This window comes from Amycolatopsis sp. NBC_00355 (assembly GCF_036104975.1).
GTDB lineage: Bacteria > Actinomycetota > Actinomycetes > Mycobacteriales > Pseudonocardiaceae > Amycolatopsis.
Window position 1 is genome coordinate 2,388,103 of sequence record NZ_CP107982.1, and the last position, 14,346, is coordinate 2,402,448.

General features: G+C 71.9%; 14 protein-coding genes. 1 reads left to right on the top strand and 13 read right to left on the bottom strand.

What is annotated here, in order from left to right:
* Positions 1–3: 3 nt before the first annotated feature.
* From OHS18_RS09605 to OHS18_RS09660, 12 genes are all read right to left on the bottom strand, one after another.
* Positions 4–1,482: a CoA transferase gene (locus OHS18_RS09605; RefSeq protein WP_328616706.1), complete on the bottom strand. Its 1,479-nt coding sequence runs from the start codon at positions 1,480–1,482 to the stop codon at positions 4–6.
* Positions 1,479–3,242, bottom strand: coding sequence for an acyclic terpene utilization AtuA family protein (locus OHS18_RS09610; RefSeq protein ID WP_328616707.1), 1,764 nt, complete (start codon positions 3,240–3,242; stop codon positions 1,479–1,481). The genes OHS18_RS09605 and OHS18_RS09610 overlap by 4 nt, the downstream gene beginning before the upstream one ends.
* A gap of 411 nt (positions 3,243–3,653) precedes the next feature.
* Positions 3,654–3,998, bottom strand: coding sequence for a VOC family protein (locus OHS18_RS09615; RefSeq protein WP_328453853.1), 345 nt, complete (start codon positions 3,996–3,998; stop codon positions 3,654–3,656).
* Entirely contained in the window at positions 3,995–4,162 is a 168-nt protein-coding gene (locus tag OHS18_RS09620) for a ribbon-helix-helix domain-containing protein (protein ID WP_328616708.1), read from the bottom strand. Before OHS18_RS09620 ends, OHS18_RS09615 begins: the two co-directional genes overlap by 4 nt.
* A 107-nt stretch (positions 4,163–4,269) precedes the next feature.
* On the bottom strand, positions 4,270–5,151 hold the full coding sequence (locus tag OHS18_RS09625; RefSeq protein ID WP_328616709.1) for an SIS domain-containing protein: 882 nt from the start codon (positions 5,149–5,151) through the stop codon (positions 4,270–4,272).
* Between the two features lie 12 nt (positions 5,152–5,163).
* Positions 5,164–6,477, bottom strand: a complete 1,314-nt coding sequence (locus OHS18_RS09630; RefSeq protein ID WP_328616710.1) for an alpha-glucosidase/alpha-galactosidase — start codon at positions 6,475–6,477, stop codon at positions 5,164–5,166.
* Complete coding sequence (locus OHS18_RS09635) at positions 6,474–7,412, bottom strand: carbohydrate kinase family protein (RefSeq protein ID WP_328616711.1); 939 nt, start codon at positions 7,410–7,412, stop codon at positions 6,474–6,476. The genes OHS18_RS09630 and OHS18_RS09635 overlap by 4 nt, the downstream gene beginning before the upstream one ends.
* Before the next feature lie 7 nt (positions 7,413–7,419).
* On the bottom strand, positions 7,420–8,292 hold the full coding sequence (locus OHS18_RS09640; protein ID WP_328453844.1) for a carbohydrate ABC transporter permease: 873 nt from the start codon (positions 8,290–8,292) through the stop codon (positions 7,420–7,422).
* Positions 8,289–9,227: a carbohydrate ABC transporter permease gene (locus tag OHS18_RS09645; protein ID WP_328453842.1), complete on the bottom strand. Its 939-nt coding sequence runs from the start codon at positions 9,225–9,227 to the stop codon at positions 8,289–8,291. The genes OHS18_RS09640 and OHS18_RS09645 overlap by 4 nt, the downstream gene beginning before the upstream one ends.
* 9 nt (positions 9,228–9,236) lie before the next feature.
* Positions 9,237–10,505 (bottom strand): ABC transporter substrate-binding protein, encoded by a 1,269-nt coding sequence (locus tag OHS18_RS09650; protein WP_328616712.1) that lies wholly within the window; start codon positions 10,503–10,505, stop codon positions 9,237–9,239.
* Positions 10,505–11,329: an endo alpha-1,4 polygalactosaminidase gene (locus tag OHS18_RS09655; RefSeq protein WP_328616713.1), complete on the bottom strand. Its 825-nt coding sequence runs from the start codon at positions 11,327–11,329 to the stop codon at positions 10,505–10,507. The genes OHS18_RS09650 and OHS18_RS09655 overlap by 1 nt, the downstream gene beginning before the upstream one ends.
* A gap of 199 nt (positions 11,330–11,528) precedes the next feature.
* Entirely contained in the window at positions 11,529–12,065 is a 537-nt protein-coding gene (locus OHS18_RS09660) for a TetR/AcrR family transcriptional regulator (protein ID WP_328616714.1), read from the bottom strand.
* A gap of 107 nt (positions 12,066–12,172) precedes the next feature.
* On the opposite strand from OHS18_RS09660, the gene OHS18_RS09665 reads away from it, so the two are divergent.
* Entirely contained in the window at positions 12,173–13,615 is a 1,443-nt protein-coding gene (locus tag OHS18_RS09665; protein WP_328616715.1) for an aldehyde dehydrogenase, read from the top strand.
* 175 nt (positions 13,616–13,790) lie between these two features.
* On the opposite strand, the gene OHS18_RS09670 is transcribed toward OHS18_RS09665, so the two are convergent.
* On the bottom strand, positions 13,791–14,339 hold the full coding sequence (locus tag OHS18_RS09670) for a pyridoxamine 5'-phosphate oxidase family protein (RefSeq protein ID WP_328616716.1): 549 nt from the start codon (positions 14,337–14,339) through the stop codon (positions 13,791–13,793).
* Positions 14,340–14,346: the final 7 nt, after the last annotated feature.

Sequence of the window (14,346 nt, forward strand, 5' to 3'; positions counted from 1 at the left end):
CACTCACGACCACTCGGGACGGGACGAGCCGCGCGGCACCAGGACCGTGCGGTAGTGGCCCGGCGTCGCGGACATCCGGACCTGGTCGGTGACGCCCTGGTAGTGCCCGAGCGGGGTGTCGGCGGTGAAGGTCTCCGGGTCGAGGTAGGCGTGCGCCTCGCCGCGGCCGGCAGTGTCGAGCGCGTAGGCCCTGTCGAACACGCCCATGCTCAGGATCCACAGCGCGGCGCGGGTGAGCGAGACGTGCACGCGGTAGCTGCCGCCGTCGGTCGCCCGCCGCGTCAGCGCTTCGACGATCCCCGCGGCCATCAGCCACGACACGATGTAGTCGTTGACGACGAGGATCGGCGGCAGCGCCGGGGTTTCGCCGTCCCCTTCCAGGTGCATCATGCCGGTGAGGCTGCCGGCGGTCTGGTCGAACCCGATCCGGCCGGCCCACGGCCCGTGTTCGCCGTTGAGCGACGCGGTCGCGTACACGATTCCCGGCCGGGTTTCCGCCGCCTGCTCCGCGGTCAGCCCGATCTTCGCGAGGTAACCGGGCCTTCGGTTGGCGTAGAAGACGTCCGCCGTGCCGAGCAGCTCCCGGATCTTCCGGGCGCCGTCCTCCTTGTACGGGTTCACGATGGCCGACCGGGTCCCGACGTTCGCCGTCACGTAGGTGACGTCGTGCTCGAGTTCGCCGGGGCGCCACAGGTTGAGGACGTCGGCGCCGTGCAGGGCGAGGGCGCGGCCGACCCCCGCGCCGGCGATCACGTGGCCCATGCCCAGGGCGCGGACGCCCGACAGCGGATCGGCGGCTCCGGCGGGCAACGGCACCGGGTCGCTGTCGGCGATCTTGGTGATCTCGATCAGCGGCAGCCCGGCCAGGGTTTCCCGGTAGTGCGGCTCGGCGAGCAGTTCGGTGGTGGTGCGCAGCATCGGCAGCACGGTCCCGGCCGCCACGGCGGCCTCTTCCAGCTCGATGCCTTTCCAGCCGGCGACGGCGGCGGCCACCCGGTCCGGGTCTTCCGGGACGTCGAGCAGCCGCTGCGCGGCGATCTTGATCTTCGGGTACGGGTTGAGCGGCATCACCCAGCGGTCGTCGGCCGTGCGGTAGAACCGGAACCCCAGTGCCTGGCTCGGGTTGGCCGCGGCGTTCTGCGGGAAGCCGTTGACCAGCTCCCACTTCCGGTCGTAGAACGGGCACAGCCGGTGCGGCGCGACCCGCAGGTCGACGCCGATGTCCTGGCCGTCACCGCCGCGCAGCCGCCAGAGTTTCGCGATCGCCGCCGACTTCGCGGCCAGCGCGACGGCCGACGCGCCGCCGAGGCGCAGGGTGCTCGGGACGACCGGGTCGGCGCCGTCGAAGGTGATCGTGCCGCCGGTGTCGGCGGGGCTCATCCCGATGCCGGACAGGAGGTCGGCGAGCTCGGCGTGCGGGTCGAAGGCGTCGTCGGCCGCCGGGTGGGCGATCGCGTGCTCGACCCGTTCGGTGAGCGTCATCGGTGGTCCTCCCCCTTCAGGAGTTCTTCGGGTACGGGCACGAGCCGGGCGCGCAGGTACTCCCCGACCGCCTTGCCGACCTGGTCGACGCGCAGGTTCGCCGAGCCGCCGGTGCCGAGCAGCCCGCGCAGGACGAAGTGCACGGCCCGCAGGTGCGGGAACTCGTGCCGGACGATCTCGAGATCGGCGGTCTCCGGCAGCAGTTCGCGGAGTCTTGCCGTGCTCAGCGTCCGCCGCAGCCACGGCCAGGCGTCCGGATCGGCGGTCCAGACGCCGAGGTTGCAGTTGCCGCCCTTGTCGCCGCTGCGGGCGTGCGCGACGGTGCCCAGCGGCACGAGCCGGGTTCCCGCCGGCTCCTCGGCGGGTTCCGGGTGCGCCGGTTGGTCCACAATGGACGTCTGGGATGCTGGCGCGACGTCCCGGGTCGGCCCGTCGGCGAAAACCACGCGGTGCGGCACGACGCCGGCGTCCAGCACAGCGGGCCAGTAGTCGATCCGGGGCCGCGGCCGGACGGCGAGTTCACCACCACCGTCGTGGAAGAACCCGGGGATGCTCTGCAAGTAGAGGCTGCCGATCCGGCGCGCGAGCCCGAAGCGTTCCAGGGGTTCCCGGTCGCGGGACGTCGCCATGATCCGGACCGCGGCCGTCGCGTCCCACTGGCTGCCGGGGTCCTCGGCCGGGACGCCGATCCGCGTGACGTCGAGCTCGACGCTGTCCGCGCGGCCGAGTTGCTCGCGCAGCAGGGCGATCTTCGCGTCGATGTCGAGGCCGGTGACGTAGACGGTGTTGACGACGCTGAACCCGATCTGCCCGAACACGGCGACCTTGGTCGTCGGGGGCGGCGGCGAGCCGGTGACGCCGGCGATCGCCACCCGGTCGGGGCCGGCCGGGGTGAGGCGGACGTCGTCGAGGTGCGCGGTGACGTCGGGGTTGAGGTAGCGCGGGCCCTGGATCTCGTAGACGAGCTGGGCCGTGACGGTGTCGACGGTGACCGTGCCGCCGTCGCGGGTGTGCTTGGTGATCACGCTGCCGCCGTCCGCGGCGATCTCGGCGATCGGGAAGCCGGGTTTCGCCATGCCCGGGACGCCGGTGAAGCCGGAGAAGTTGCCGCCGACGGCCTGCGGCCCGCACTCGATGACGTGCCCGGCGACGACGGCGCCGGCGAGCCGGTCCCAGTCGCCCGCGTCCCAGCCGTGCCACCACGCGGCCGGCCCGGCGGCCAGCGACGCGTCGGTGACGCGCCCGCACACGACGACGTCGGCACCGCCGGCGAGCGCGGCGGCGATGCCGTGGCCACCGAGGTAGGCGTTGGCCGCGATCGGCGTCGTGCCCCAGGTCGAGAGCGGACGCCCGGTGTCGAGGTGGGTCAACGGGTGCGTGGCGGCCAGCTCGTCGAGGACCGCGAGGAGGTTGTCGCCTTCGACGTGCGCGACGGAGAGGGTCACGCCGGCCTCGGCGGCGGCCGCGCGGACGGCGCCGGCCAGCCCGGCGGGGTGGAAACCACCGGCGTTGGTGACGACCTTGACGCCGCGTTCGGCGAGCGTCGCGAGGTGGGGCCGCAGCTGGTCGAGGAAGTATTCGACGTACCCGCGCGAAGGATCCCGCCGATGCCGCTCGGCGAGCATGGCCAGGGTGATCTCGGCGAGGTAGTCGCCGGCGAGGACGTCGACGGGGTCGCCTTCGAGGGCCTCGGCGAGCGCGGTGAAGCGGTCGCCGAGGTAGCCGGAGAAGGTGCCGATCCGGATCGCCCGGTCCCGCATCCCCGCTCCTTCCGCCGACGGCTGGGCTTCCGACGCTAGCCGCCCGGCGGGAGCGCGGCATCCCCGGCTTGCGCCGGGCCGCACCTCGGCGACGAGGTGCGGCCCACACGCCGGCAGCATCGGCGACCACGCCCGGTCCGGCGCGCCGGCCGACCCGCATCCCGCCGACTCACGCCCCTGGCTACGAGGTGCGGCGCATGCGGGCACGGAGATCGATTCACTCGTTCGGGGATCATCCCGTGTCCGCCGCTGACCTGCGGATTCAAGGTCCTTGCAAGGTTTCGCCACGGCGAACCGGGCATCCTTGTGGAGTACGCCGGACCGGGCCGTCGAGGGGGCGGCGCCGGTCCGGCTGCGTGGCCTGCGCGGTGACGACCAGGCCGGCCTCGTCGCGGGCAGCGCGCCGGTCGGTCACTTCCCGGACGGTGCCTGGAGGATCCACGTGCGCCCGTCGGGATCCCGGACGCTCATCTCACGCGTCCCGAAATGCGTGTCCTCGAACGGGCTGACGACCTCGACCGGCGCGCCGGCTTCGAAGGTGTCCTCGGCGGGGACCTTGATGACGACCTGCATCCCGGTCGGCCGGTCTTCCGGCACCTCGGCGACGAACAGGTAGGCGCCGTCGCCGTTGCGCAGCAGCCCCGAGTTGTGGTCGGTCGCGAAGTCGATCTCGAACCCGAGCGACTGGAAGAACTTGGCCGACTTCCCCCAGTTGTGCGTCTCCAGGTACAGGGCTTCGACGCGGTCACTCTTCATCGCTGTTCTCCTTCGGAGTCGGCCGTGGTGGCGAGGTACCGGCGCAGCGCCTCGGCGACGAGGGCCGACAGCGACTGCTCGGTGTCCACGGCGTGGTGCTTGACCTCACGGATCAAGTCCGTCGGCAGGTACACGTTGAACTGCTTGACGTCCTTGTCGCTCATGACAGGATGCTAGCACGCTAGCCATCTAGCCTTTGAAAAGCTGTGAAAGGCATCTTCAGGGACTCTGAGTCCCTGAAGGTGCCCTTCACGGCTTTCGGGAGTCGGGGTCAGCTCGCCAGGACGACCGAGCGGGTCAGGTGGGCCGGACGGTCCGGGTCGCGGCCCGCCGCCTCGGCGAGGGCCACCGCCAGCCGCTGGACCAGCACCAGCTCGGCCAGCGGGTCCAGTTCGCCCTGGCGCAGGTACGCACCGGTCGCCTCGATCTGGCCGACCAGGCCCGCGTCCAGGGGCGCCAGGCTCCAGACGGCGCGGCCCGGGGCGGCCACCGCGATCGGGCCGTGGCGGTACTCCATCGCCGAATACGACTCCGTCCACCAAGCCGCCGCTTCGCGGACCTTCAGCGCCGCCTCGTTCGCCACCCCCACGTGCCAGTCCGCACCCAGGAACGAGAGCTGCGACGCCGCGAGCAGCTCCGGGGCGAGCGGCGTGGTCAACGCCGAAGAGACGTCGGCCAGCGCGCGGTCCGTCGGCAGGCCCAGGTGCGCGCGCAGGAGCAGCAGCTGCGTCGTCGGGAACCGCGTCTGGACCACCGAACGCTCGTCGGCGTACGGCAAGCAGACGACGTCGTCCGCCAGCCCCGCCGCCGGAGAGCCGCCCACCGCGGTGATCGTCGTGACGCGGGTGCCCGGGCGGATCCGCTCCAGCGCGGTCAGGATCTCCGTCGTCGTGCCGGAGCGGGTCATCGCCACCACGCGGTCGTAGGGCCGGTCGAGCTTCGCCTCCGACGCCGCGAAGACGTCGGTCAAGCCGTGGCCGGCGTCCTCGCGCAGCTGCGCGTAACTCTGCGCCATGAACCACGAAGTACCGCAGCCGATGACGGCGACACGCTCGCCCGCGGCGGGCAGCGACGGCGCGTGCAGCGGCAGTTCTCGGACCACGCGCGCCCAGCACTCCGGCTGGCTGGTGATCTCGTCGAGGGTGTAGGACATCGTTCTCCCGAATCAGTGGCCGAGAAGGGTGCGCAGTGCGGGCTGGAGGCGGTCGCCGTGCGCGCGGACCAGGTCGTCGCACAGCTCCCAGATCCGCTCGACCGGCAGCGTCGCCGCGGTGGCGGGGTCGGTCATCGCGGCGTGGCGGATGTGGCGCGGGTCGTCCTCGATCGCCGCGCGCACCACGAGGTCGTTCATGCTCAGGTACGTCCGGTTGAGCGCGGCCAGCTGCGGCGGCAGCGCGCCGATCCGGGTCGGCCGGACGCCGGTGCCGTCGACCAGGCACGGCACCTCGACCACACCCCCGGCCGGCAGGTTCTCGATCAGGCCGCGGTTGACGACGTTGCCGTAGACGGTGCGCGGGGTGCCGGCGACGATGCTGTGGATGATCTGCGGCGCGTACTCGTTCGTGCCTTCGACGGGCAGCGGTTCACCGGCGGCGACCGCGTGGCGCGTCCGCTCGTACTCGGCCTCGTTCTCCGCGACGATCTCCAGGTAGGCGCCGACCGGCAGCCGCAGCCGCTCGATCTCGCTGTCGTGGTGCAGGTACCAGGGCACGTACTCGGCGGAGTGCTCACTGGTCTCGGTCGGGTAGTAGCCGAGGCGGCGGAACATGTCGAACCGGACGCGCCGCCGCAGCTGCTCGTCGCCCTCGGCCAGCGCCGCCAGCCGCGGGTACAGGTCGGCGCCACCGTGCTCGAACCGCAGCACCCAGGCCTGGTGGTTGACGCCGGCCGCGACGTAGGTGACCTCGTCGAACGGCACGCCGACCAGCTCGGCGAGCCCGTGCACCGTCCAGTACACCGAGTGGCACAGCCCGACGACGCGCGTCAGCCCGGTGGCCTCGCCCAGGTACTGGACGTTCATCGCCATCGGGTTCGTGTAGTTGAGCAGCCAGGCGTCCGGGCAGACGTCGGCGATGTCCGCGCCGAGTCCCTTGAGGAACGGGAACGTCCGCAGCGCGCGGAAGATCCCGCCGATGCCGAGGGTGTCGCCGATGGTCTGGTGCACGCCGAACCGCTCGGGGACGGCGAAGTCGGTACGCGTCGACTCCCCCATCCCGATCTGGACCATGTTCACGACGAAGTCCGCGCCCGCCAGGGCTTCCCGGCGGTCGGCGTGCGCGGTGAGCACCGGTTTGACGCCGCGGGCAGCGGCGATCTGCCGGGCCGCGGCCAGTGCGGTCGCCAGCCGTTCCGGGTCGATGTCGTGCAGGGCGACGTGCACGCCGTCCAGCTCGGAGTAGGTGAACAGGTCGGCGAGCAGGCCCTGGGTGAACACGACGCTTCCGGCGCCGACGAAGGTGATCTTCGGAGGGGTGTTCATGAGTGATCCGATTCGGTGCGTTCGAGATGGACGAGGACGTCGTCCCACGTGGCCTGGCCGGCGGTGCCGCCGCGGGCGCGGACCGAGAAGCCGCCGCAGACGACGCCGCAGCGCAGCGCCGTCCCGAGCGGCAGCCCGGCCAGGACGCCGGTGAGGAACCCGGCGTTGAAGCTGTCCCCGGCGCCGACGGTGTCGACGGCGGTCGCCGGAATCCCCGGCGCGGAGGTGAATTCGCCGTCGCGGCAGGCGAAAGCGCCTTCCGCGCCGTCCTTGACGACGACGGCCGGGCCCCGCGCGGCCAGCAGCGCGGCGGCTTCCCGCGCGCCGGCCGCGCCGGTCAGCCGGACCGCTTCCGCCGCGTTGGGCAGCAGGAAGTCCGTCTCCCGCAGCAGTTCCCCGACGTCCCAGGTCCCGGCCGGGTCGTCGTTGGTGTCGACGGACGTCGTCGCGCCGTGCCCGCGAGCGCTGCGCAGCAGAGCCGGCAAGGCGGGCGCGAGCTTCGGGAGCAGGAAGTACGACGACGAGTGGACGTGCCGGCTCGCCGCGAGCAGCTCCGGCGGGACGTCGTCGGCGCTGGTCGCGGCCAGGGTGCCCGGCGCGGTGACGATCGCGCGGTCGCCGTCGCGGGTCAGGACGGTGGTCAACGGCGTCGGCAAGGTCTGGTCGATCCGCAACGCGCTGGTGTCGACGCCGCGTTCGTCGAGGGCGTCGCGGACGAACCGGCCGCCGGCGTCGTCGCCGACGCGCCCGGCGAAGGCGACCTTCAGCCCCAGCCGGGCGGCGCCGGCGGCGGTGATGGCGCCCGAGCCACCGAGGGTGAGCACGCCGGAGCCGGCGAGCTGTTCCCGCTGGCCGAACACGAGGTCTGTCCGAAGTGGACCGATGATGACGTCGGGGTTGGCGTCGCCGACCACGAGCAGGTCGAAACGGTGCATGGCGGCCCTAACCCTTGAGGCCGCTGGAGGTGATGGACTGGATGAACGTCTTCTGCGCGCCGAGGAAGGCGAGCAGCACCGGCAGCACGGTGATCACGTTGCCCGCCATGACGGCGGCCCAGTTGGTGTGGTGCTGGCCCTGGAACGTCGTCAGGCCCAGCTGCAGCGTGTAGACGGTGTCGTGGTTGACCGCGATCAGCGGCCAGGTCAGGTCGTTCCACGTGCTCAGGAACGTCAGCACCGCCACCGTGCTCAACGCGGGCCGCGACAACGGCAGCACGATCGTGAACAGCACGCGCAGCCGTGAGCAGCCGTCGATCCACGCCGCTTCTTCGAGCTCCCGGGGCAGCGACAGGAAGAACTGGCGCAGCAGGAACACCGCGAACGGCGTCACCAGCGACGGCACGATGAGCGCGCCCAGGCTGTCGATCAGGCCGAGCTTCTTCATCACCAGGAACGTCGGGATCATGGTCAGCTGGAACGGGATCGCCATCGTCGCGATCATCACCGCGAGCAGCGCCCGCGACCCGGTGAACCGCATCCGCGCGAACGCGTACCCGCCGAGCGCGCCGAACAGCAGGTTCGACACCACGGTCACCGCCGACACGATCAGCGAGTTCGTGAACCAGCGCACGAACAGCGCGTTGTCGAGGACGTAACGGTAGCCCGAGAAGTCCACGTGGGACGGCCACAGCGCGGGCGGGAACCGGTTGATCTCGGCGTTGCTCATCACCGAGCTGAGCAGCAGCCACACCAGCGGCGCGGCGAACACGAGCGCCAGCGGCACGAGCAGCAGGTGCCACGGGCTGAACGGCAGCCGGGGGCGGCGCAGCACGGGCAGGACGCGCGGCGCGGGCACGCCGTCGAGCCGGGCGGTCATCGGAGCACCTTCCGAACCGTCTTCCGGGGGCGGCGGAGCAGGCGGACGGCGACCACGACGACGAGCAGGGCGAGCGCGAGCACGTAGGCCGACGCCGCGCCGTAGCCGGCGGTGAAGTTCTTGAACGCCTGCTCCCAGACGAAGTAGACGATCACCGTGGTGGAGCCGAGCGGGCCGCCCTTGGTCGTCACGTACACCAGGTCGAACACCTGCAGCGACGTGATCAGCTGCCACACCACCAGGAACGCCGTCACCGGCATGATCGCCGGCAGCGTGACGTGCCGCAGCACCCGCCAGGTGCCCGCGCCGTCCAGCCGCGCGGCTTCGACCAGCGACGGCGGGACGTCCTGCAGCGCGGCCAGGTACACGATGACGCAGAAGCCGGTGCCGCTCCACAACGTGATGGCCACGAGCACCAGCAGCGCCTGGCCCGGATCGGTCAGGAAGCCCTGCGGGGACACGCCGAGGTGGTGCAGCAGCGAGTTGGCCGCGCCGAACTGCGGGTCGAGGATGAACGAGAAGAGCACACCCTGCGCGGTCGCCGAGAGCACGAACGGCACGAAGACCAGCGTCCGGTAGACGCCGATCAGCCGGATGCGCCGGTTCAGCGCCTGCGCCAGCAGGAAACCGAACAGGATGCTCAGCGGGACGTAGAGCACCGTGTACAGGAGGGTGTTCCCGACGGCCTGGGCGAAGTTCGGGTCCTGGGCGAGCGCCGCGTAGTTGTCCCAGCCGACCCACCGGCTGGGCGTCACGAGGTCGTCGACCTGGAACGACAGCAGCAGCGACCAGGCCACGGGCAGCACGCCGAGGCCGAGGATGATGAGCACGGCGGGTGAGACGTAGGCCCACGCGGCCGCGGTCTCGCGGCGCCGGCGGCTCTTGATGTGATTCTGAGCGGGCGTGACGGTGATGGCCTTCGGCAGTCCGGGCATGGCGGCTCCCTAGCGGGGGATGATCAGGGCGGCGTTCGCGGCCGCGGCGCAGTCCCGCAGCGCGTCGGCCGGAGTGGCCCGGCCGAGCAGAACGGCGACGATCGCGGTGCCCACGGCCGCCGAGATCTGCGGGTAGGCCGGGTGCACGGGCCGGACCCGTGCGTGATCGAGAGCGTCGACGAAGACCGGCAGCCCCGGCGTCTCGGCCGTTTTCTCCTGCCACGCGGGCAGTTCCTGCGTCCGGCGGCTCAGCGGCAGGCTGCCGGCACCGTCGTCCCAGCGGACGTCCTGGGCCGGCTCGGCCAGCCACGACAGGAACGTGCGCGCCGCCGCGACGCGCTCCTCGCCGTTGTCGAAGAGCGTCCAGGTGTCCGGCCCCGAAATGGTGCCGGGACGGCCGCTGAAGCTGGGCAACGGCACGACCGCGTAGTCGACCCCGGCGTCGGCGATGTCGGGCAGCTGCCACGGCCCGGTGGGGACCATGCCGATGTGCCCGGATTCGAACGCCTGGTACATCTGCTCACTGCCGGTTTTCGGGTCCAGGTACACGGCCTTCGCGGCGGCGAGGTCGCGGACGACTTCGAGGGCGCGCACCCCTTGGTCGGCGAATCCGATGCCGCGGCCGCCGGCCCCGATCACCTCACCGCCGAGGTCCCACACCATCGGCCACAGCCGCCACACGGTGTCTTCGTCGCCGGTGGCGGGCCAGGCGGTGCCGAAGGTGCCGCTGCCCGCGTCGGTGAGCTTCTTCGCCGTGCCGACGAAGTCGCCCCACGTCCAGCCCGCGGCGGGCAGCGGGATCCCAGCCGCGTCGAACAGCGTCTTGTTGCACACCACGGCCAGCGAGTCGAGCAGCGCCGGGACGGCGCGCACCCGGCCGTTCACCGTGACCGCGTCCCGCGCCGGGGTCCAGAACCCGGGTCCGGCGTCGACGAGGTCGGTGACGTCGACGACGCTCGGGCTGCGCGCGACGCTGGCGAGGTCCGAGCCGAAGACGTAGGCGATGTCCGGGAAGGACCCCGACGCGAGCGCCGCGGTGATCTTCTGCAGCATCGCATCGGCGAGGACGCCGCCGCCGAGGTCGATCCGGATCCCCGGGTGGGTCCGGTGGAAGTCCGCGACGAGCTCGTCGAGGACCTTCTTGCCGGTGTCGGTCTGGCCGTGCCAGACCTCGACCGTCACCGGCCCGCCGTCGCTCCCGGTGGCCGCGCCGCAGCCGGCCAGCGCGGTGCCGACGGTGAGACCGCCGACCCCGCGCAGGAAACCCCGCCGGTCCATCAGCAGGTCTTGCGGACGTAGCCGGACTCGCCCTTGGGGACGACGTCGAGGTCACGGCGGACGATGCTGAGCGAGCTCCACCGGCTGCAGGCGGTCTTGAGGCCGGCGTCGGTGTACTCGATGACGATCACGTGGTCGCCGAACGCGGGGGTGAACTCGCCGCAGTTCTTCTGCTGGCCGCACTCTTCGGCGATGGCGAAGTCGAGCCCGTTGGCCTGGCGCTGCCCGGCCAGCTCGCTGGTGTTCTTCTGCCCGATGGCGAGGCCCTTCGCGTGGGCGTGGGCGGAAAGCAGGCGGATGTAGGCCTGCGCGTCGCTGTCGGACAGGAGACCCCGGGAGCGCGTGAAGCTGTCGTAGTTGTCCGGCTCGATCGCCTGGTAGCCCCGCGCGGCGCAGTCGTCGACCCAGGCGTTCACCTTCGCCGCGACGCGCGTGCGCTTGTCCGCGGTGCGCAGGTCGAGCAGCGCCTCGTCCCAGTCCTCGTCGATGACGACGTTGCCGTTCGCGTCGCGCAGCAGCAGGTCGCCCCACTCCCCCTCGGCGCCGGGCTGGGACTGGAAAGCGTTGACGTAGCAGATGTTGTAGAGGCCGGCGGCCGGTGCGGCGGTGTGGTCGCGGCTGACGATCTTGACGCCGCTGGGCGGGGTGTAGGCGCCGCCGATCTGGTAGTCGAAGCCCGCCTTGACCGGTGGCGGGGTGACTGCGGCCGGAGCGGCCGAGGCCGTGCACGCGGTACCGCCGAGGACGGCGGCCGCGAGCGCGGCGCCGGCGAGGAACTGAACGCGGGAGAAGGGCATCATCGAACTCCGGATGATGGTGGGCACGACCCCGCCTCGGACCACGAGCGCGTCCTGGCGACTCAGTCCGGGCTCGCGGCGGAGGCCGACATACCGGCTGGGCGTACCTCTGACGTCGGGCGTCCGTTCCGACGTGCCCAGAAGTAAAGCGAGCAGGACCGGGCATGTCAAGTGCTCGATACTGGGGTTTCTCCGTCGTTAATGGACAGTTTCGAGCACTCGCGGGTCAGTTCGCGCCGACTCCGCGCAGCAACGTGCCGACCAGCAGGTCCGCCGCCTCCGGAGCGCCCGACGGTTGCCGCGACGCGAGGTGCAGCAGCTGGACCAGGAGCTGGTAGACCCAGCCGGCCGGGACGTCCGCCCGGAAGAAGCCCTCGGTGGTGGCCCGCGTCAGAAAGGCTTCCACTTCGGCGATCACCCGGCCGCGACGGTCCTGAATGGACGGTTCGGCGCGCATCCGGGTCAGCTCGACCGGCCACTTGCGGTTGACCTCGATGACGCTTTCGGCGTACCGGTGCAGGGCCACCGGCACGGGCGCCTCGCGCAGCCGCGCGTGCTCGACGGCCTCCTCGATCGCCGTCAGCCGGGCGTCGTAGACCGCGGCCAGCAGCTCGTCCCGGGACGCGAAGTGGCGGTAGACCGTGCGGCGGTCGACGCCGGCTTCGGCCGCGATCGCGGCGACGCTGGCCGCCGGGTCCGCGGCGAGCATGCGCGCGCCCGTCGTCAGGACGGTCTCGAGGTTGCGGACCGCGTCGGCTCTCATGACGTCAAGTTAGCACGCCTTTGTGACTGTAACGCAGCTTACTGTTACGCCTGGAATGCCTTAAGCACGCTAAGCGCTACAGTGATGTGACAAATAGGAGGCATCCCATGATCACTTACGACCAGCTCTTCATCGGCGGCGAGTGGACCGAGCCGAGCGGCCCGGACCTGCTGGACCTCGTGTCCCCGCACGACCGTTCGCTGCTCGGCCGCGCCGCGCAGGCCCTCCCGGCCGACGTCGACCGCGCCGTCGCCGCGGCCCGGGCCGCCTTCGACGAAGGCACCTGGCCACGCACCCCGCCCGCCGACCGGATCGCCGTGCTCCGCCGGCTCAACACCCTGCGCGAGGAGCGCGCGGACGACGTCGCCGCGATCATCTCCGCCGAGAACGGCTCGGCGCTCTGGTTCACCCGCGCCGGCCAGGCCGGGCTGACCCGGCAGGCCGACGCCTATCTGAAGGCGGCCGGGGAGTTCGGCTGGGAGGAGACCTTGGCGCCCTCCGACCCGGGCGCGCCGTTCCGCTCGGTCGTGCGCCGCGAGGCGATCGGCGTGGTCGCCGCGATCATCCCGTGGAACTCGCCGTTCTCTGCCGCGCTGGCCAAGCTCATCCCGGCCCTGCTGGCCGGGAACACCGTGGTGCTCAAGGTTTCCCCGGAGAACTCGCTCAGCATGAACCTGCTCGCCGGGCTGCTGGCCGAGACCGGGCTGCCGCGGGGCGTCGTCAGCGTGCTGCCGGCGGACCGCGAAACCAGCGAGCACCTGGTGAAGCACCCGGACGTCGACAAGGTCGCGTTCACCGGGTCGACGCGGGCGGGCCGCCGGATCGCGTCGCTGGCCGGCGAGCAGCTCAAGCGCGTCAGCCTCGAACTCGGCGGCAAGTCCGCGGCCGTCATCCTGCCCGACGCCGACCTCGGCGCGGCGATCCAGGGCCTGAAGTTCGGGTCCCTGCTCAACAACGGCGAAGCCTGCATCGCCCAGACCCGCATCCTCGCGCCGCGCAGCCGGTACGACGAGGTCGTCGCCGGGCTCAAGGAGATGGTCGAGTCGCTGCAGGTCGGCGACCCCGCCGACGAGAAGACGTTCATCGGCCCGATGGTCCGGCCCGACCAGCAGCAGCGCGTCCGCGACTACATCTCGCTCGGCGTCGAGGAAGGCGCCCGGCTCGTCACCGGCGGCGCGCAGGTCCCGGCCGGGCTGGAACCCGGCAACTACGTCACGCCGACGCTGTTCGCCGACGTCTCGAACACGATGCGCATCGCCCAGGAGGAGATCTTCGGGCCGGTGCTGGTGGTGATCGCCTACGACGACGAAGACGACGCCGTGCGCATCGCCAACGAATCCGAGTACGGGCTCTCCGGCGGGGTCTGGTCCGCGGACGAGGACCACGCGCTGGCCGTCGCCCGCCGGTTGCGGACCGGGACCGTCACGATCAACGGCGCGCCGATCGGTTTCGACGGCCCCTTCGGCGGTTTCAAGGCCAGCGGCGTCGGCCGCGAGTACGGCGCGGTCGGGCTCACGCAGTACATCGAGTACCAGACGGTCACGGTTTGACCCCGCCGATCCGCCCTGGGCACGGGCGGCGTCGGTCGGCGCTACGACCGGGTACAACCGCGATCTTCGCGAAGCCACCGACGAGGGCGCGCGGGTTTCCGTCCGCCGGGCCACGATCGGAGACGACGACCCAGCGAGCGGGTTCTTCGCCGAGGACGGGCCGCCGCCGTGGTGATCAGCCGCGCGCGGGCACGGCGCCGGTGTGGGTGAACTCGACGGTCGAGAGCATCGAGCTGCCGGAAGCGGGCGTGCGCCGCCGGCCGAAGGTGAGCACCTTGGCGGGCTCCACCGCGAAGATCACGGCGTCGTTGCCGCCCTGGCGCAGGCCCTCGTCGCCCACCTCGTACTTCCAGCTGCCGTCCCACTTCTCCAGGTACGCGGCGGCGAGGCGTTCGAGCGTCGGCCGGTCCGTGACGCGGCGCGCCTCCCCCTCGACCATGACGTCGAGGCCGTCGTCCCAGGTGGCGCGGCCGGTCGTCAGCACGACGTGCGGGTTGGCGGTGAGGTTGAGGTACTTCTGTTCCGTGGCACCGGTCCCGAAGCAGAGCGTGCCGTCCAGCCACACCGCGACCAGCGGCGTGACGTGCGGGCGGCCGTCCGCGCGCACGGTCGTGAGCCAGCTGACCTGCGCGGTTTCGAGCACCTCCCGGGTCGTGGCCCAGTCGGTGGGCCGGGTGCCGGGATCGCTGAACCGGTCGTCGAGGTGGATCGTCGGGTCGTTCATCGGTGAA

What these genes read in the sequence shown, in the direction of transcription:
- OHS18_RS09610 (WP_328616707.1), bottom strand. Translation starts at nt 3,242, where the DNA reads ATGCGGGACCGGGCGATCCGGATCGGCACCTTCTCCGGCTACCTCGGC.
- OHS18_RS09640 (WP_328453844.1), bottom strand. Translation starts at nt 8,292, where the DNA reads ATGACCGCCCGGCTCGACGGCGTGCCCGCGCCGCGCGTCCTGCCCGTG.
- OHS18_RS09605 (WP_328616706.1), bottom strand. Translation starts at nt 1,482, where the DNA reads ATGACGCTCACCGAACGGGTCGAGCACGCGATCGCCCACCCGGCGGCC.
- OHS18_RS09635 (WP_328616711.1), bottom strand. Translation starts at nt 7,412, where the DNA reads ATGCACCGTTTCGACCTGCTCGTGGTCGGCGACGCCAACCCCGACGTC.
- OHS18_RS09615 (WP_328453853.1), bottom strand. Translation starts at nt 3,998, where the DNA reads ATGAAGAGTGACCGCGTCGAAGCCCTGTACCTGGAGACGCACAACTGG.
- OHS18_RS09620 (WP_328616708.1), bottom strand. Translation starts at nt 4,162, where the DNA reads ATGAGCGACAAGGACGTCAAGCAGTTCAACGTGTACCTGCCGACGGAC.
- OHS18_RS09630 (WP_328616710.1), bottom strand. Translation starts at nt 6,477, where the DNA reads ATGAACACCCCTCCGAAGATCACCTTCGTCGGCGCCGGAAGCGTCGTG.
- OHS18_RS09625 (WP_328616709.1), bottom strand. Translation starts at nt 5,151, where the DNA reads ATGTCCTACACCCTCGACGAGATCACCAGCCAGCCGGAGTGCTGGGCG.
- OHS18_RS09660 (WP_328616714.1), bottom strand. Translation starts at nt 12,065, where the DNA reads ATGAGAGCCGACGCGGTCCGCAACCTCGAGACCGTCCTGACGACGGGC.
- OHS18_RS09670 (WP_328616716.1), bottom strand. Translation starts at nt 14,339, where the DNA reads ATGAACGACCCGACGATCCACCTCGACGACCGGTTCAGCGATCCCGGC.
- OHS18_RS09650 (WP_328616712.1), bottom strand. Translation starts at nt 10,505, where the DNA reads ATGGACCGGCGGGGTTTCCTGCGCGGGGTCGGCGGTCTCACCGTCGGC.
- OHS18_RS09645 (WP_328453842.1), bottom strand. Translation starts at nt 9,227, where the DNA reads ATGCCCGGACTGCCGAAGGCCATCACCGTCACGCCCGCTCAGAATCAC.
- OHS18_RS09665 (WP_328616715.1), top strand. Translation starts at nt 12,173, where the DNA reads ATGATCACTTACGACCAGCTCTTCATCGGCGGCGAGTGGACCGAGCCG.